This is a genomic window from Sediminibacterium sp. GW821-FHT12F12 (assembly GCF_058806635.1).
Genome location: NZ_JBXAPW010000004.1, coordinates 296,253 through 314,379, shown reverse-complemented (window position 1 = coordinate 314,379; position 18,127 = coordinate 296,253). Strand labels below are relative to the sequence as shown.

The following is an 18,127-nucleotide window of genomic DNA, read 5'->3' as shown; positions in this document are numbered from 1 at the left end:
TTTGGTCACTTACTTAGACAACTGCACAGCATTTTTTGCTTCATTGATTATCAACTATTTTTAATAGCACAACACGTATCTATCTATTACAAGGTAAAAGCAGAACACCATATCAACATTCCTACACAAACCATCCCTTTCCAGTTCACCCCCGAACAAACCGCCGACCCCAAAGGCGAAAGCGAAGTTTTCCGCTGGATTGAGTGGGACGCACTAACCGCAGATGCCGTAACCCTCCCGATTGACAAAGTGGTTATCAAATTATTGAAAGAAAGCCCGGGGATCATTAGCGGAAGGCAGCATGCATCTTTATAATTAGCAATTAATAATTAGTAATTAGCAATTGTAGAATATCCCCCCTACACCATTCATCCAACCTCAACCCATTCTATCATCCTATCATTCTATCATTCTATCATTCTATCATTCACTCAATCACTCAATCACTCAATCACTCATTACCTTTCCCCATCGCTGCCTGTTTCATATTGTGTGCGGTTTCTTTGCCCAGGTATTTATCGATCTGTCCCTCAATCAGATAAATCAATGGTGTTAGGATGATGGCCATGGTAAATTTATAGAGATAGTTTACGAGACAGATGGCCAGCACCAGTTGCCAGCTCCAGCCGTTACCAATTTTGAAAGCGATAAATAAAACAACAAAACTATCAACCAGTTGCGAGATCAGTGTAGAGCCTGTGGCACGAAGCCAGATCCATTTTTCGCCGGTGGCTTTTTTGATGCGGTGAAATACCGTTACATCCACAATCTGGCTTACAAGGAAGGCGGTCATACTGCCAAGAATGATCCACATCCCCTGTCCGAAAATACCTCCAAAAGCATTTTGCATATCAGGAATCCCATTCTCCTGCCGGGAGCTAATCCAGAAATCTGCGGGGGGGATCTTCATGGCAAGGTAAAACATGATAAAGGCATAAGCAATCAGGACCACTGCCGTATAACTGATGCGTCGAACAGCTCTGGGACCGTAGTATTCGTTCACGATATCGGTGATTACAAACTCGAGTGGCCATAACAATACACCGCAGGTAAGATTGAAAGCGAGCCCCGACTGACCAAAAATGGTGAAATTGGAGGGATCCATGCCGAATAGTTTCTCGAGCGAAAAGATCTTGCCACCAATACACTCGGCAATCAGTGCGTTGGCCACAAAAAAAGCGGTAATTCCCAGGAACAGTTTAGTAGGTTTGTCTTTCAGGATATTGTGTATCATGCGGGAAGTATGAAATAAACAAAAATCTGCAGCAGCAGGAATAACAGGTTGGTAACAGCCAGCCAACCGGGAATGTTCTGGTTTTTACCCAAAATCTTCCGGGATACAAACCATACATTTACAGCCATATTGATAAAAGGTGCCAGGAACCAACCCAGCACAATGATCGTACTTTTGATACTACCCGGCGGAATGATATCTGTGACCCGCTGCATCACCAGACAGAACAGGAAGAGCGCATTGCAGATCAATGCCAGTCTTGCTAAAAATAAAAGCCCCTTCATTAAAAAATTTCGTTCAAAATACCATTAATTTGCTGCACTTAAGCCGGAAACAATGAAAAAAATTCAATGGAAAGATTTGTTGCCACATGTTATAGCTGTAGTGGCTTTTGTGGTGGTGGCCCTCCTATACTGCAAACCCATACTCCAGGGTAAAGAATTACATCAATCGGATGTTTCTCTGTGGAAGGCTTCTGCCCAGAACTCATTTGAATACAAGGAAAAGCATGGTGTGTTTCCTTTGTGGACCAATGGCCAGTTCAGCGGTATGCCCACCTTCCAGATTACCAGTGTGGGTACCAACCCGGTTTCTATCGTGTATGCGGCCAATGTATTAACGCTGAACCTGCCCAAACCCGTGAGTTTCTTTTTCCTGGCCTGTGTTTGTTTTTATTTTCTTAGCCTGGTGTTACGCGTTAACCCTTATATTAGTTTGTTTGGTGCATTATCCTATGCTTACGCCACATATAACCCTATTATTATTGCAGAAGGGCATGACACCAAAATGCAAGCCATTGCGTATTTGCCTGCCTTTATCGGTTCATTACTTTTATTGTATCATAAAAAATATCTCTGGGGCACAACGCTTACAGCCTTGTTTACTGGATTACTGATCTCTGCCAATCACCTGCAGATTACATATTATGCCGCACTGATAGCTTTGATTATGAGTATCAGTTTTGGTATTCACTGGATCAGGGAAAAGAATTTCAAACAATTATTTGCTTCTGCCAGCCTGGTCATTTTTGCAGCCATGCTGGGTATTATGGTAAATGCGGTTACCTTATTCACTACCTACGAATATTCCAAAAGAACCATCCGCGGTGGTAGCCAGCTGGGTGATGAAAAATCTACCGTTACCAAAACCGGGCTGAGTAAAGACTATGCGCTCAGCTACAGCATGTACAAAACGGAACCTTTGGTAATGATGTTTCCCCGTGCTTTTGGCGGAAGCAGCCGTAAGCTGGAAGTGGCCGAAGACAAATCCAAAGCCATCGAAGCTTTGCAACAAATGCCACAGCAACTCGGGCAGCAGATACAGGGATACCTGCAGTTTTACTGGGGTGGCATTGACGGAGCCGGCGGTACTGCAGGGCCTCCCTATCTCGGTGCCATTGTTTGTTTTCTCGCCATTCTCGGTTTTGTAATGCTGGATGGTAAACATAAGTGGTGGATACTTACGGCCTGTGTATTTACTTTTTTACTCAGCTCCGGAAAATACCTCGAAGGATTTAATACTATCGTACTCAAATACCTGCCTTTTTACGATAAGTTCCGGGCGCCGAGTATGATTCTCGTGATCCCTACCTTGTTGTTGAGTATGATGTCTGTAATGTCATTAAACCATATCCTGAGCAGAGAGAACCGCGAGTCTATCTTCGAACAGTATAAAAAAGGATTACTCGCCGTTGCTGCCGTATTTGCCGTAGCGTTACTGGTATATTTCACAGCAGATTTTACCAGTGAACCAGACAGGATGCTGTTACAGAATATCAGCACCATCACCGATGCACAACAGAAAGCGGCCATCGAAACACCGATCCGCTCCTTCCTGAATGGTTTAAAAGCAGACAGGCAAAGCCTGTTCATGGGCGATCTGTTACGTTCTTTTTTATTCATACTGGTAGCAGGTCTGGCCATCTTACTGTTCCTGAAAAGAAAACTGAATGCGCTGGCTGTTACTCTGGCGGTAGGATTGTTTGCCTTTATAGATGTAATGGCCATCGATACCAAATACCTCAATGGAGATAATTACCAGGATACCGCTGATTCAGAAGACCGGTTTAAACCCTCTGCTGTTGACATACAAATTGCCAAAGACACCGGTTATTACCGTGTACTGGATGTATCACAAGGTATAACGGCCGCTTTTAACGGAGGGCCGTTAACCGCTTATTTCCATCATTCTATCGGCGGTTATCACCCGGCCAAACTGAGCATTTACCAGGATTTGATAGAAAAACAACTCTACAATTTCCCCAATTGTTTGCCGGTACTGGATATGCTGAATACCAAATACATCATCACGTCCGGGCAACAGAACGGCCAGCAGCTGATGGCCCAGGAAAATCCGGAAGCACTGGGTGCCGCCTGGTTTGTACATACCATCGATACCAAAAAAGGTCCGGCAGAAGTGATGAAGGCCCTGAGTAATTTCAATCCGAAAGACACAGCGATCCTGGATGAAGCCGATAAGAAAAACCTGGTGGCCAATGCGGTTAAAGACAGTAGTGCCTACATCAAACTATTATACAACGACAATGATATCATCGAATATGAATCTTCGTCAAAGAACACAGAATTTGCCGTGTTCAGTGAGATCTATTATGATGCAGGCTGGGTAGCTACCATTGATGGCAAAGAAACACCCATTGTCCGTACTAACTATGTACTGCGCGGATTACAGGTTCCTGCCGGTAATCACAGGATCCAGTTCGAATTTAGACCCGCTTCATTTTACAATAGCAATCGTGCTGCTATCGGCGCCTCTGCCTTTATATGGCTGATGCTGATCGGGGCCATTGTATTAACGCTGCGGAAACCCAAAGAAACCAGGGCCTGATATGCAGCAGCCATCGGTACTGGGCATTGTTTCTTATAAAGTGTTCCCTGCACAGATGGGTGGCCAGAAATGTGTGGTGGCTTTTTACCGGCACCTCGCTACCTTAACAAGGGTGTTGCTGGCGGTTCACAAAGACAACCCGCCGGCAACAGATGACTGGCAACAGGCTTCCTATCCGATTATGTACCATCATAAAAAAGGGCCGGCTAACCTGCTGAACCTTTTCCGCTTGCGCAAGATTATCAAAACTGAGCAGATAGATCTTGTTTGTATCGAACATTCTTATCTTGGCTGGCTGGGTATTCTGTTGCGCTGGCTTACGCAAAAACCATTTGTGATCCGATCGCATAATATTGAGGCACACCGATTCAGGGATATGCAGAAACCCTGGTGGCCCCTTTACCAGTGGTACGAAAAACAGGTGCATCGCAGGGCAGATCTGAGTTTCTTTATCACCGAAGAAGACAGGCAATGGGCCATTGATCACTGGCAATTGATAGAAGAAAAATGCACCGTGATCAGTTATGGCACTGATATCCCGGGGCCTTTACCCGAAGTCATCAGACTGCAGGCAAGAATCCGCTTGCTGAAAGAGAATCAGCTGCCGGCAAACACCCGACTGTTCCTGTTCAGCGGCACACTGGATTACCTGCCCAATACCGATGCGCTGCGTATAATCATCAGTGAATTACTGCCCTTGATGCAGGCTACCCGTATTCCCTTCCGGATCTTTATCTGCGGCAGTCATACCACAGCTGCCTGGAAAAAAGTATTACAGAATACACCCGGTATTATTTTCAAGGATTTTGTGCCCGACATCAACCTGTACCTGAATGGCAGCGATTGTTTTATGAACCCGGTTACCCTTGGCAGCGGCATCAAAATCAAACTGGTAGATGCGTTGGCGCAGGACCTGGCGGCTGTTTCTACCCGCAGTGGGGCAAGGGGAGTTAACATTTCCCTGACGGGGAATACACTCCGCCTGGTTGACGATTATAACTGGCCCGCTTTTGTGCATGCTTTGTTTGAGCAGGCCGATCATACCCCTCCCCCTTTGCCAGAGAGTTTCTACCAATTCTTTAACTGGAACCATATTGTACAGAAAGCCCTGTTATCTTTGCAAACTGTATGAGCGAGCAATTGAAAATAACCGTTGTTATCTGTACCTATAACCGTGGTGTATATATCAGGGATGCGATGGAAAGCCTCTATCACCAGACACTGGCCAAAGAAGCCTATGAAGTGATAGTGGTAAATAACAATTCAACCGATAACACGCAGCAGGTATGTGAGAACTTTATAGCAGCCCATACAGATGCCCATTACGCCTATTTCAATGAATCACGCCAGGGCGCTTCTTTTGCAAGAAATAGTGGTGCAGCCAAAGCCAGGTCGCCCCTGCTATGTTTTATGGACGATGATGCCATTGCCGATACCGACTACCTGGAAAGGATCGTCCGTTTTTTTGAGACCCATCCGGATGCCGGTGGATTGGGCGGCCGCATCATTCCCCGCTATATTCCCGGTGAACCCGAATGGATGAGCCATTTTGTATCTTCTTTGGTGGGACATTTTCATTATAGTAATGAAGTAGCCGTTTTTGCTCCCAATAAATACCCGCTGGAATCGAACATGATCATCCGTAAAGCTGATTTTGACCAGATCGGGGGATTTAACCAGGCTTTACCGGGTGTTGTTGGCACCCTTCGGATTGGCGGTGAGGGAAAGGATTTTTTCTTCCGTCTGAAAGCCCTGGGCCGGACGATCTATTATGATCCGGCCATCCGGGTACAGCATGTGGTGGAAACGAGCAAACTCACCCGCGAATATATGTACCGGGTAGCCAGTGGTATTGGCCGGGGCGAGCGCGTTCGCACCCTGCAGAAAGGCAAGTGGATCTTCTGCAAAAAAATTATAGAGTACCTTTTTAAGCTGGGGGCATCCCTTATACTTGGATTATATTATACATTGCAGGGAAAACCTGCGAAAGCGTTACCGGTAATCCGTTTCAGGATAGATGCCTTAAAAGGTTTATTGAATCATTGATAAAGACAGATTATGCACTTACAAACACTATGGGACAGAAAAGTGAAAGGTACCCTGAGCAGATGGTTCGGGATCAAATTCCGGAGTAATTCTGAAACAGCAAAAGTACGGCATTGGGTGGCACCGTATTGTATTGGTAAAGGGTGCGATATTGGTTTTGGCGGCGACAAGATCATGAAAGTAAATTGCGACGGTATTGATTTTGAACAACCCTATACCAATACCGGAAAAGACAAAGTGGATATTCCCTGCGATGTGATTCATAACGAGATTCCTGTACCGGATAACACGTATGATTACGTATATACCAGTCACCTGATCGAGGATTTTGTAGACACCAAAGATGCGCTGCGTAAATTTATCCGCATCCTGAAAAATGAAGGAACCTTAATACTCGTATTTCCTGATCAGCCTAAGTACGAAGTGTATTGCCGCGAGCTGGGCATACCCATGAATCCGTACCATGTTCATCCTGACATGGGTTATGCGTATATGCTGCAATGCCTGAAGGAACTGGGCAACATACAATACGATACCTTATTCAGTAATAACTGTGAGATCGATTATAATGTGGTAATGGTATTAAGGATCCACAAAACAGTTGCTTAAACGCCACTTAGTTTTATCCCCAGCGGTTTTAGTAACTGATTAACCGTTTTCATCAATCCGGTTGATTTCTTAACCGGCTTTGCATACAGGCAGGGCATGGAACTGAATGTATCATACCCGTTACGTATAACCAGTTCCCTGTATCTGGCAAGCAGCTCTTTCAGCAAGGGCTGATCATCCAGCATAAAACGTGTTTGGTGGCGTGATAATTTTTCGGGTTCATCAAACCGGTATCCACTGATATGCAGGAACAACAAGGGATAATCACCGTTTACCATTATGGCATTATCTATCACCGATAATGATCGCTCATGCAGGTTCCAATAAGCCACATTGGCTCCGGGGTGTCTGATAATACCTGTTTCGGGAAATAAGAGAGGAACCAGGTTTAACCAGATCTGGTCTACCCCCATGCCTTCTGCAAAATTATAATAGCATTCGCCACGCATATGTCCGCTCCACCATTGCAGAAAACGGGTTACGGTTTCACAACGCCGGAATGCCATAAATCCTGCATTGTAAATACCGGAGCGCAATAGGTCACGTTCCAGGGGTCTGGCCTGGTTATCGGGTAAAGGAACGGTGAAATGTGGTGTAAGCAGAATCGGATGTGCAGCAAGTTTTGCTTCCAGCTCACTGATACTATTCTTTACCCACATATCCGAATCAAGGTACATGAGTATATCAGGGTTGTATTGCCGGAAGATATACTCAGCCACAAAAACTTTCATCGCACAATTCAGCTCAATAACGGTGTAACGATACAATAGCTCTTCAAAATCAGGAATTCCCATCGATGCTATCTCTACCAGATGGCAGGGCAGAAATTCTTTTTCTGAAAACCTGTTATCCGTTTTATCAACCAGGCCTATCACAATCTCATACCCGTTGTTACACTCCATGAATGAATTCACCATTGTTTTACAATGGGCCAGGTGATTGGCTGAACAAACGGTATATAGAATCTTTTTCATTATTTTTTCCGGGCTAAGACAACAGTATTCAAATATAATTTATCCGATCTGGGCAGAATAGGCTCTACCAACCTGAATAAAATATTGAGCATGGGTACCACTATATGGCGAATAATTTTACGGAAAAATGCAAAACGCGAAAAGAACCAGACCCTGTTCAGCCAGTAATCATGGACGTATAAAACAAATAACTGGTGTAAGGCACTCAGAAAATGACCGTTTTTATCTATTACTTCTATTTCAAACCCGTTTGCTTCCAGCATGTCTTTCAACGCAAAACGGGTATATCTCGCATAATCAACAGGTATTTCATGTTCTTCCCATACAAATGGACAGGTGATCAGAAACTTACCTCCTTTTTTGGTAACCCTCGCTATCTCCGGCAGCAGTTGCTGTAAGGCAAACAGGTGTTCAAAAACCTCGCTGCTAAGCACCGAATCAAAGCTTTCGTTTTCGAAAGGAATGGTCTTACCATCATAATAAACATCAATACTTTCCTGTTCATGACTATGCCCCTCACCTGCATAATCCAGTCCTACATATGCTGAAACATTGGTAAAAAGCGATTGGTATGGTTTAGATCCACATCCAAAATCCATCAGTCTGCCATTTAATTCTCGGCTGTAAAGACTAATTTTGTTATATAACCCTTTACGGATATAGTATAATGGATGCGAAACAGGCGGGTTATAATCTTTTGGAACCATACTCGGAGAAGAATCGTTACCCGGGCAAGTTAAATTGTTTTAGCATATGTTGAACCGGATGAAAGGATTTTTATACGACTGCATCGGCATCATGGCCCGCTTCGGGAAAAGATCCAACCCGGCCCCAAAGGTACTGCTGGTAAAAACGGATGAAATCGGCGACTTTATGCTCTGGCATAATTTTCTGGATGAATTGATTGCGGCAGACCGGTTTACCAATCACGAGATCCATTTCTGCGGTAATAGTGGCTGGAAAAGCCTTTTTGACTGTTTTCACAAAGGGGCTGTTACCAATACCTACTGGCTGCAGAAACCTGTATTTAAGAGGGATATGCGATACCGGTATCGTTTCCTGCACAGCCTCTTCCGGGAAAACTATTCCTGTGTCATCAATCTGCAGTTCTCGCGCGATAAAACATTTGATGATGCCATTGTACAGGCTGCAAAAGCACCTCTCAATATAGGAATGGTCAGTAACCTGGAGAATGTACGAACTTATCAATCAGGTTATGATAAAGGATTGTATGATGAGCTTTTCGACCATCCTGAAAAACCCTTGTTCGAATTTTACCGGAACCGGTTATTTACAGAATTTATCATCCGCAAATCGTCCCTTATAAAAAATACCCGCATCAATACTACGCTGCTGCCCGCCCCCCCCTTTACTTTACAAAAGTCTTATTTTGTTGTATTCCCGGGATCCAGAAGTGCCGCCAGGATCTGGCCCGCAGCATTTTTTATAGCCGCGGCCAATTACCTGTATGATACATTTGGCTGGACAGCTATGGTTTGTGGCGGCCCGGGCGATACCGTTTTTTCAGCAGCTTTCCTTACAGGTTATCGGCACCCGGCAGTTGATCTTACTGCAAAAACCTCTTTACCTGAACTGATGTCTGTTTTACAAAATGCCGAATGCCTTTTATCAGTAGACACAGGTTCAGTACATTTGGCCGCCGCAGTGGGATGTACGGTTTTTGGTGTTTTCAACGGATCGCAATACGGACGCTTTGCTCCTTATCCGAAAGAAACCGCTGATAACTTTTATGCAGTCTATCCAGACGAAGTAGAAAAAGAGATCCGTGATCCGCAGCTGGTAAAAGAAAAATACGAATACGTGGTGAAACTGGCTTATAGCCATGTGTTGCCCGAAAAGCTGATACAACAGATCAAACAACATTATCATCAATAGCACTATTATGGCTTTCAAACCCATCCGTTTCATAAATACGCTGCTCGGGAAAAAGACGGCAGACATTGCTTTTCCACCAGACTTTGATGTATTTCATATTGACATCATCCGGAAAGTCAGGCCTTACACAATGACCAGTCCGGAAAGGTTGTTTGCACTGATAGAAGCCGTGAAATATGTAGTTACGAACAATATCCCCGGCAGTTTTGTGGAATGTGGTGTATGGAAAGGAGGCAGCATGATGGCCATCGCTGAAACACTGCGTCAATTACAAGTTACCGACAGGCAATTATATTTATACGACACTTTTGCCGGCATGCCCCCTCCTACTGAGGAAGATAAAAACTATAGCGAAGAAACTGCCGCCTCCATGCTGCAAAAAGAATCCGATGTAAAAGAAGAAAGTGTGGTATGGGCTTATTCAAATCTGGCAGAAGTAAAAGCCAACATCAGCCAGGTGGCGTACCCTGCAGCCAATATTCATTACATTGAAGGAGATGTTTTACAAACCATACCTGCAAATGATCCTGGCCAGATTGCTTTGCTACGACTGGATACAGACTGGTATGAATCTACCCGTCATGAGATGGTTCATCTTTATCCCAAACTGATCAGTTCAGGTGTATTGATTATTGATGATTATGGCTATTGGAAGGGGTCGCGCAAGGCAGTAGATGAATATATGGCAGCCCATCATCTTTCATTATTGCTGAACAGGATTGATGATACGGGCCGCTCGGCGATAAAACCCTGATAGAAAGATTACATATTTTCCAGGCCGGCTTTCTGTTTTAGTCCGAATAGCCATTTACCAAAACCCGTCTGCAGCAGATGGTGCAGGGTTTTTAAGCGTATTTGCCAGGCCACCAGTTTGGCAGAAGATCCGAAATGGGATTCATATACCTCCCGGTTCTCCCGCAAAGATTGCAGGTATTGGGTATTACTCACACCTGTATCATCAAAAACGGCAATGGGTTTATTCAGGTACGAATAGGGTTCATCCGCTATCCGGCACATCATGTCATAGTCCATCGCTATTTTATAAGCACCGTTATATAAACCGGCTCTGTCATAAACCGCTTTTTTCACAAACCAGGTAGGATGTGATACGCTGCGCATGCCCCGGTAAAGTTTATCTTTTGCAAAAGCTTTGCCCACCAGTACGGGTTTACCAGCCCTTGTCATGTGAATATTACCACTGATCCATTGAACGGCAGGATTTTTTTCAAACACTTCCATCACCGCTGCAATCACATCGGCCGAAGCATAGCTATCTCCGGAATTGAGTAAATGTGTGATTTCGCTATTGGCTTTACCAATGCCCTTGTTGAAAGCGTCCGAAATCCCTTTGTCTCGCTCATTGATCCATTTACGGTACGGTGGCTGAGGGGTCTGTTCCAGCCAGTCTGCGATCTCTTGGGTGGAAGAACCATTGATAATCCAGTGCTCTTCCGGCAAACGGGTTTGTCCGTCTACTGAAGAACAGGTTTTCTGTAATTCAGCAAGATTATTAAAACAGATGGTTATAACTGACAGGCTGCTCATCAATGAATAATTATGACAAAATTACCGGATTAATACAACAGTTCCCTTTCTATCCACCGCACCACAGAAACTCTGGAAAGTAATATGGTAAACATAGGTACCAGAAGCCTGCGGGATACTTTTATATCTTCCATCCCAGCATCTGGCAGTGGTATTTGAATAAAAGATACGTTCTCCCCATCGATTATAAATACTGAAAGAGATATTAGTGAGGTTACCCCATTGTTTAATACCAAAACAATCATTCACCCCATCGCCATTGGGTGTAAATGCCGTTGGCACCAGGTAATTTTCTAGTGTGTTGCTAAGTGATGTAACCAGCACTTCCACAGAATCTTTTCGCACACACCCGGCATTACTGGTGGCTGTAAGATAATATTTAGTGGATTGCTGGATATTCACAACCGGATCTGCAATGCCCGGATCAGATAGTCCGGTAACAGGTAACCATTGATAGGTAGCCGCTCCTGAAGCAGATAAACGTGCAGCATTAAAAGAACAGTTTATATCATTGGATTTGCTGATACTAACTACCGGCAACGGGTTTACTTTTACGGTACTCGTCAGGGTATCATTGATATGACAGGTATTATTCCGGATAACAACCCGGTAACTTGTATTCTGTTGTGGTGTAACCGTTGCTGATGCAAGTGCAGAAGACGGGATTTCAGCTGTATTCAGCCATTCATATGAATCTCCGCCGGTAGCCAGCAGGTTAACAGCACTGCCCATACAAACTGACGTATCCGGAGAAACAGATATGCTTTTTTTAGCCACCACTACTATTTGCTTACAGTAACTGTTCTGTGTAAACAAGCCCTCATCGGTAGTAAGGCCCACATTATAGATCCCAGGTGAACTATAAGAAAAGACAGGAGGTGTCTGCAAAACAGACCCGGCTATGCTGGATTCCACACACTGCGTAAACTGCAAACGAGTAAGGTTATTTGAATATGAATTCGGCATAAATACAAAAGCATCGGCCCCTTCCCTGAATAATCTGGAAATAGAGTGAATATTACCGGGGCCGCCGATCTTACCTATATTCTGATACGTTGGGAGAGCACTTAAAGAGCTGAAATTCAACCGGACAACATCACTGTTATCGTTCCCCACAAATGCTACCGACTGGGAACAATCGCTAAGGATCATAATATCTCTCGGATTAAAAAATGAATTACCCAGATTACCGAAGTTAACCGATGCGGTTGGCGCGTTCAGCAAACTATTTCCAAAATCGATCCGCGAAATCGTGTTCCCTGTAAAGTTGGTAACAAACAGTCTCCATATACCGTTATCATTGATGGGGCATAGTCCGGTAGGACCAGACAAGCTACCGAGGTTGCCAAGATTGGTTGCAAGAGGTACATTACTGAAATCTGTACCGAAACTAAAGCGGGTGATGGTATTGTTCCGGTAATTGGCAACAAAACCATACCAGTTACCGGCATCTTTAAAAACATAGATATCATGCGGATAAGCCATATTACCCAGGTTTCCCCAATTAGTAACCACTGGCATGTTCATAAGCGAAGCACCAAAATCAGCCTTTAGAATTCTGGGGGTACTCAGCGCCCCGGGATCGCCACCTACAATAATGGCATACCAATTATTGTTCTCCTTTACAACCTGCACCCCTTCCGCTCCATCAGGTATTCTGCCGGAAAAATTACCCAGCGAAGTGGCAGTTGGCGTATTGAGCAGGCTATTGCCAAAATCTAGCCTGACAAGTCCTCCCGGCGAATTATTAACAAGAATCCCGTAATACCTCCCATTCTCATATCCATAGTCGATTGCAGCCGGAACGGCCAGTGTATTGTTGATGTTACCAAAACTCTTACCTGCAGGAACCGTATTCAGATCTGCCTGACAAAACCGCCAGTAATAAGTAGAGGCATTCGTTATCGTGTTATTGATTGTAACCGGCGCGTTAACACATACCGTATCGGGAAGCTGAAACTGTGCCTGCAAAAAAACAGGAATAACCCCTACTATCACACTAACTATGTACCTGCAAACATTGAGGACGTCTTTAACAGAAGCCATATTGAATATATATAACCCAGGAAGAAGTGGTTCCGGGATTTAAAGTTGCTGCAATTTATCTAAAAACAAAGCCAACCCTTTTCTTTTATTTGTATCCAACCGGTAACTGATATTACGGGTATAATAATCGGTCAGATCATAGGTTGGGTAGGGCTTTTCCGCAGCGATTACTTCTGCTATATGTGAGATCCCGTAAGCATTGGCACGGTTAAATGCGTCCTGGAAATCTTCGGGTAATACTTTGTTCGCTACCCAGGCAGCAAATACAAAGGGATAACCGGTATGTTCTTTCCAGGCAGTACCCAGATCGTAACAGTAACGGGAGATCTTTCGCTGTTCCAGCGCCCTGTCGCCGATCACCACACCCGCCGTGGTGTCGCTGATATGCACCCGGAAATCTTCCCTGGCATCTTCCAATACAGGGGTAAGTCTCCAATATTCCTTCAGTAATATTTTTGCCAGATTCACCGATGTGCGGCTCTGGTAATCGAGTAAAATTTTGTCTGTCTGTTCCAGCGGAACTTCGCTGAAAATGGCTACAGAAGCCACTTCCCCTTCAGTACCGATACAATAATCCGTAATAATATGAGACTCCTTCAAATTTGGAATAATGGCTACCGGAACCAACCCTACATCTATCTCATCGTTCAGCAACAGCGAAGCTACCCGGGCCGGATAGGCTTCTACCACTTCCACCCGGTCCATCAGTCCCGAACGCTTCAACCCGAACAATAATGGCCTGGTATTTAAATAACTTACCGCTCCAATGCGTATTCTCTTGTCCAATTCGGCTAATTTTGCCACAAAGAAACTTAATTAGTGACGAATTAATTGCTAAAAAAGGTCTTTTCACACAATTAGTAACCCCAATTACTAATTATTAATTACTAATTATTAATTACAATGGAGCTTTCTTCCCTTACCGCTGTTTCCCCTATCGATGGTCGCTACCGTAAACAGGTACAGCACCTCGACGAGTATTTTTCTGAATATGCCCTGATCAAATACCGGGTGCTCGTAGAAGTGGAATACTTCTTTTTTCTGGCCGATCAGAAATTCTTCAAACTGCCGATCAAAGCAAGAACCGCTTTGAAAAAAGTGCTGGACGAATTCAGCCTCGACAATGCACAACAGATCAAACAAATCGAATCTGTTACCAACCACGATGTAAAAGCCGTAGAATACTTTCTGAAAGAACAGCTCGATAAAGCAGGTATCCCAGCGCTGAAAGAGTGGGTCCATTTTGGTCTGACTTCGCAGGATATCAATAATACGGCCATCCCCTTAAGCTGGAAACACTGCATGGAATACGAATACCTGCCGGCTGTGATCAATCTGCAGAACCACCTGTACCAGCTGGCGGCACAGTGGAAAAATATTCCGTTACTGGCCAGAACACATGGACAAGCCGCATCTCCTACCCGCCTGGGTAAAGAGATCATGGTTTTTGTAGAAAGACTCAATAACCAGATCGAACTCTTCAGTAGTATTCCATACGCGGCCAAATTTGGTGGTGCCACGGGTAACTTTAATGCGCACCAGGTAGCATTCCCTAAAAAGAAATGGGTGGTATTGGGCAACGCTTTTGTAGAAGATACTTTAGGCTTGCAACGCATGCAGTTTACCACACAGATCGAACATTACGATAGTCTGGCGGCACATTTTGATGCCATCAAACGCATCAACAATATCCTGCTGGATCTTTGCCGCGACATCTGGACCTATATCAGTGTGGATTATTTCAAACAGAAAACCAAAAAAGGCGAAGTGGGCTCTTCGGCCATGCCGCATAAAGTAAACCCTATTGATTTTGAAAATGCAGAAGGTAATCTGGGTATAGCCAATGCCCTGCTGGAACACTTATCCGCCAAACTTCCGATCAGCCGCCTGCAACGCGACCTTACCGATTCTACCGTGCTGCGTAATATCGGCGTACCGGTTGGTCATGTGGCTATTGCGCTCAAATCGCTGGAAAAAGGACTGAACAAACTGGTGTTGAACGAGGCCAAACTGAAAGAAGACCTCGAGAATAACTGGGCAGTTGTAGCAGAAGCCATACAAACCATTTTACGGAGAGAAAATTACCCCAATCCTTACGAGGCCCTGAAAGACCTTACCCGCGGTAACCACAAAATCGATAAAAAAGCGATGCATGATTTTATCGGCAAGCTGAAAGTAAGTGCAGCTATCAAAAAAGAACTGAAAGCCATTACACCCCATAATTATGTGGGCGTGAACCCGGAATATTAGCAGGAACTTTTGGAAAGTTTTAAAACTTTCCAAAAGTTAATTACTACAATAAGCTTTACAGAATGATAGGATTTCTGTAAAGCTTTTGTATTTTAAGGCTATTAAACCCACCCAATATGTCAACCAACCCATCCCGCCGCTCCTTTCTACAAACACTTGGTGTAGGTTTTGGAACTACGGTACTGGCATCGGTACTACCCGGTATCAGCAGCCTGGCCAACCCGGTAAAACCTTATACAGGTAAAAAACTGGGGATCGCATTGGTGGGTCTGGGCAGTTATGCCAAAAATCAACTGGCCGTGGCACTGGAGAAAACAGAAAATTGTTACCTGGCAGGCATTGTAACAGGTACCCCTGCCAAAGCAGAAGAATGGCGGAACAAATACAATATTCCGCCACAGAATATTTACAATTACCAGAATTTCGATTCGATCGCTTCCAATAAAGACATTGATATCATTTACATCGTTCTCCCCAACTCCATGCACCACGAATACGTATTACGTGCCGCCAAAGCAGGTAAACATGTGATTTGTGAAAAGCCTATGGCCGTATCGGTTAAAGAAGCCGAAGAAATGGTGAAAGCCTGTAAAGATGCCGGTGTACAGCTGGGCATTGGCTACCGTCTGCATTTTGAACCCTATACACAGGAGATCATCCGGATCGGCAGAGAGAAAGTACTGGGTGATATCCGTTTTGTACAAACCAATTTCGGTTTCAGCATCGGCGACCCTACGCAATGGCGGTTGAAAAAAGAATTGGCGGGCGGCGGTCCCTTAATGGATGTAGGTATTTACTGCGTGCAGGCTTCGCGTTATGCAACCGGAAAGGAACCGCTTTGGGTTACTGCACAATTCGGCCCAGTTACAGATAAAGTTCGATTTGCTACCGTAGAAGAATCCGTATCCTGGCAAATGGAATTCCCCGATGGTATCATGGTGAATGGATTTACCTCTTACAAATCCAATATAGAACAGCTCTATGTATCTGCCAGCAATGGCTGGGCACAGTTAGGTCCGGCCTACGGTTATGGCCCACTCAGAGGCCGCACCAGCCGTGGAGAAATGAACCTGCTCGTTGTTCATCACCAGACCGTCATGTTGCAGGGCATGTGTAAGGAGTTGATAGAAAACAATAAAATCCCCGCTCATACGTCTGGGGAAGAAGGGCTGCGCGATATGCGCATCCTCATGGCGATCTATGAAGCCGCAAAAACCGGTCAACGGATCAGCCTTGTGTAATATTCGCGGATTTGCGGATGACGGATTAACGGATTCTTTTTTTTCTCCATCAATTCGCAAATCCGCCATCCGCAAATCCGCCAATCCTCCTACTATGAAACGTGTTTTAATTACCGGTACCAACGGCATGATCGGGCAACTGATACTTGAACTCTGTTTACAAAGAATAGATGTAGCCTCCGTCACATCCATTACCCGCAAACCATTGGGTATGGTGCATCCCAAACTGCGGGAAGTTATTCATCATGATTTTATGGATCTATCTGCTATCCGTGATCATCTCAGCAACCAGGATATTTGTTTTTACTGCATTGGCGTTTATACCGGTACGGTATCCAGAGAAGAATTCAGGAACATTACGGTTGACTACACCCGCGTTTTCGCCGAAACGTTGAAACAGATGAGTCCGGAAGTTGTGTTCTGTTTCCTCAGCGGACAGGGTGCCGACCGTACCGGAAAAAGTAAACTCATGTTTGCGCAGGACAAAGGGATCGCGGAAAATATACTGGAGAAACTGGCCTTCAAACAACTCATCATTGTCAGGCCCGGCTATATTTACCCGGTAACACCCCGAAAAGAACCGAATTTCTTTTACCGGCTTTCCAGGCTCCTCTACAAACCCTTCCTCAGCAAAGTATATCCCAATATAGGACTCACTTCTTTGCAATTGGCAACCGCGATGGTAAAACTGGGATGGGGAAGTGCTACACAGCAGGTATACGAGAACAAAGAGATCAGGCAGGTGGCAATGAGTGATTGAGTGAATGAGTGGATGAGTGAATGTTTCATTACCTGAGCACATTTTGGCATTCACTCAATCACTCATTCACTCATCCACTCATTAGTACTTCAGGAACGCATATCCCTTCAACTGATATGTAGTCAAAGTTGTAATAGCTGATAAAGCAGGCTTTACTTCTGGTGTTACAGAAGCGGGTGATACCTGTCTTTTGTTGAGGGATTGTCCGCAGACAAAGATCTTTACACCAGCCGCAACCAGTTCTTTAAACAGGGGAATATTGGGATTATCTGTATGGAATTTTTTCTGGTACTCTTCGTTGTTCACTACGTACTGTGCGGCGGGGCCATGGATCACCATCACCACATGCAGTTTTTTAGCCGTAACACCACCCAGCGCATGCAGGTTTACCACGGCACCTACTTTTTCAAAAAACTCGTGAACGTTTTCAGGTTTGGGATTATCAGAACTTACTTCCACCACTACTTTGTAATCCATTTTAAGATCCGGATTCTCTACTGAAAACGGCACTTCGGTAACGGTACCAAATTTCTTAATTACCGGATTTACTTTGGTCTGTGCCTCAGCACCCAAACAGATTGTTAAAAGCAGGAGTACCCCGAAAAACTGTTTCATGTAGTTGTATATTAGGTAAACAAGGTAAGGATTTTAGTCCTAACACAGTTCCCGTTTCCAATCTTCA

At 44.6% G+C, this 18,127-nt stretch carries 17 protein-coding genes and 1 pseudogene; 10 read left to right on the top strand and 8 right to left on the bottom strand.

Going from position 1 to position 18,127, the window contains the following annotated elements; translation table 11 throughout:
• A pseudogene (locus AC1RNB_RS08935) lies at positions 1 to 315 on the top strand (hypothetical protein); the annotation flags it as partial.
• Positions 316 to 451: 136 nt separating this feature from the next.
• On the opposite strand, the gene AC1RNB_RS08930 reads toward AC1RNB_RS08935, so the two are convergent.
• The gene (locus tag AC1RNB_RS08930) at positions 452 to 1,234 is read right to left on the bottom strand and encodes a queuosine precursor transporter (RefSeq protein ID WP_493082328.1); all 783 of its coding nucleotides are present in this window, start codon (positions 1,232 to 1,234) and stop codon (positions 452 to 454) included.
• The gene (locus tag AC1RNB_RS08925; RefSeq protein WP_493082327.1) at positions 1,231 to 1,518 is read right to left on the bottom strand and encodes a hypothetical protein; all 288 of its coding nucleotides are present in this window, start codon (positions 1,516 to 1,518) and stop codon (positions 1,231 to 1,233) included. Before AC1RNB_RS08925 ends, AC1RNB_RS08930 begins: the two co-directional genes overlap by 4 nt.
• 52 nt (positions 1,519 to 1,570) lie before the next feature.
• Here AC1RNB_RS08925 and AC1RNB_RS08920 point away from each other — a divergent pair, with 52 nt between their 5' ends.
• The 4 genes from AC1RNB_RS08920 to AC1RNB_RS08905 are packed head-to-tail and all read left to right on the top strand — an operon-like array spanning position 1,571 to position 6,733.
• Positions 1,571 to 4,078, top strand: coding sequence for a YfhO family protein (locus AC1RNB_RS08920; RefSeq protein ID WP_493082326.1), 2,508 nt, complete (start codon positions 1,571 to 1,573; stop codon positions 4,076 to 4,078).
• Between the two features lies 1 nt (position 4,079).
• Positions 4,080 to 5,210, top strand: coding sequence for a glycosyltransferase family 4 protein (locus AC1RNB_RS08915; protein WP_493082325.1), 1,131 nt, complete (start codon positions 4,080 to 4,082; stop codon positions 5,208 to 5,210).
• Positions 5,207 to 6,124 carry a glycosyltransferase gene (locus tag AC1RNB_RS08910; protein ID WP_493082324.1) on the top strand — a complete coding sequence of 306 codons (918 nt, stop codon included), beginning with the start codon at positions 5,207 to 5,209 and terminating at the stop codon, positions 6,122 to 6,124. Before AC1RNB_RS08915 ends, AC1RNB_RS08910 begins: the two co-directional genes overlap by 4 nt.
• 12 nt (positions 6,125 to 6,136) lie before the next feature.
• Positions 6,137 to 6,733, top strand: coding sequence for a methyltransferase domain-containing protein (locus tag AC1RNB_RS08905; RefSeq protein ID WP_493082323.1), 597 nt, complete (start codon positions 6,137 to 6,139; stop codon positions 6,731 to 6,733).
• Here the strand turns inward: AC1RNB_RS08905 and AC1RNB_RS08900 are convergent.
• Positions 6,730 to 7,707: a glycosyltransferase family protein gene (locus AC1RNB_RS08900; protein WP_493082322.1), complete on the bottom strand. Its 978-nt coding sequence runs from the start codon at positions 7,705 to 7,707 to the stop codon at positions 6,730 to 6,732. The two genes, AC1RNB_RS08905 and AC1RNB_RS08900, sit on opposite strands and share 4 nt — an antisense overlap.
• Complete coding sequence (locus AC1RNB_RS08895) at positions 7,707 to 8,414, bottom strand: class I SAM-dependent methyltransferase (RefSeq protein ID WP_493082321.1); 708 nt, start codon at positions 8,412 to 8,414, stop codon at positions 7,707 to 7,709. Before AC1RNB_RS08895 ends, AC1RNB_RS08900 begins: the two co-directional genes overlap by 1 nt.
• A 46-nt stretch (positions 8,415 to 8,460) precedes the next feature.
• Between AC1RNB_RS08895 and AC1RNB_RS08890 the strand changes: the two genes are divergently transcribed.
• On the top strand, positions 8,461 to 9,603 hold the full coding sequence (locus AC1RNB_RS08890) for a glycosyltransferase family 9 protein (protein WP_493082320.1): 1,143 nt from the start codon (positions 8,461 to 8,463) through the stop codon (positions 9,601 to 9,603).
• 7 nt (positions 9,604 to 9,610) lie between these two features.
• On the top strand, positions 9,611 to 10,357 hold the full coding sequence (locus AC1RNB_RS08885) for a TylF/MycF/NovP-related O-methyltransferase (protein WP_493082319.1): 747 nt from the start codon (positions 9,611 to 9,613) through the stop codon (positions 10,355 to 10,357).
• Positions 10,358 to 10,365: 8 nt separating this feature from the next.
• Here the strand turns inward: AC1RNB_RS08885 and AC1RNB_RS08880 are convergent, their stop codons facing one another.
• The 3 genes from AC1RNB_RS08880 to AC1RNB_RS08870 are packed head-to-tail and all read right to left on the bottom strand — an operon-like array spanning position 10,366 to position 13,980.
• Positions 10,366 to 11,148 (bottom strand): glycosyltransferase, encoded by a 783-nt coding sequence (locus AC1RNB_RS08880; RefSeq protein WP_493082318.1) that lies wholly within the window; start codon positions 11,146 to 11,148, stop codon positions 10,366 to 10,368.
• Between the two features lie 21 nt (positions 11,149 to 11,169).
• Entirely contained in the window at positions 11,170 to 13,194 is a 2,025-nt protein-coding gene (locus tag AC1RNB_RS08875) for a T9SS type B sorting domain-containing protein (RefSeq protein WP_493082317.1), read from the bottom strand.
• Between the two features lie 39 nt (positions 13,195 to 13,233).
• Positions 13,234 to 13,980 (bottom strand): menaquinone biosynthetic enzyme MqnA/MqnD family protein, encoded by a 747-nt coding sequence (locus AC1RNB_RS08870; RefSeq protein ID WP_493082316.1) that lies wholly within the window; start codon positions 13,978 to 13,980, stop codon positions 13,234 to 13,236.
• A 117-nt stretch (positions 13,981 to 14,097) separates the two neighbouring features.
• Between AC1RNB_RS08870 and purB the strand changes: the two genes are divergently transcribed.
• The 3 genes from purB (at position 14,098) to AC1RNB_RS08855 (ending at position 17,445) form a co-directional block, all read left to right on the top strand.
• Positions 14,098 to 15,444, top strand: a complete 1,347-nt coding sequence (gene purB / locus AC1RNB_RS08865; RefSeq protein ID WP_493082315.1) for an adenylosuccinate lyase — start codon at positions 14,098 to 14,100, stop codon at positions 15,442 to 15,444.
• A 116-nt stretch (positions 15,445 to 15,560) separates the two neighbouring features.
• Positions 15,561 to 16,685: a Gfo/Idh/MocA family protein gene (locus AC1RNB_RS08860; RefSeq protein ID WP_493082314.1), complete on the top strand. Its 1,125-nt coding sequence runs from the start codon at positions 15,561 to 15,563 to the stop codon at positions 16,683 to 16,685.
• A 94-nt stretch (positions 16,686 to 16,779) separates the two neighbouring features.
• Positions 16,780 to 17,445: an NAD-dependent epimerase/dehydratase family protein gene (locus tag AC1RNB_RS08855; protein WP_493082313.1), complete on the top strand. Its 666-nt coding sequence runs from the start codon at positions 16,780 to 16,782 to the stop codon at positions 17,443 to 17,445.
• A gap of 81 nt (positions 17,446 to 17,526) precedes the next feature.
• Here the strand turns inward: AC1RNB_RS08855 and AC1RNB_RS08850 are convergent, their stop codons facing one another.
• Entirely contained in the window at positions 17,527 to 18,060 is a 534-nt protein-coding gene (locus AC1RNB_RS08850) for a DsrE family protein (RefSeq protein WP_493082312.1), read from the bottom strand.
• Positions 18,061 to 18,127 lie beyond the last annotated feature (67 nt).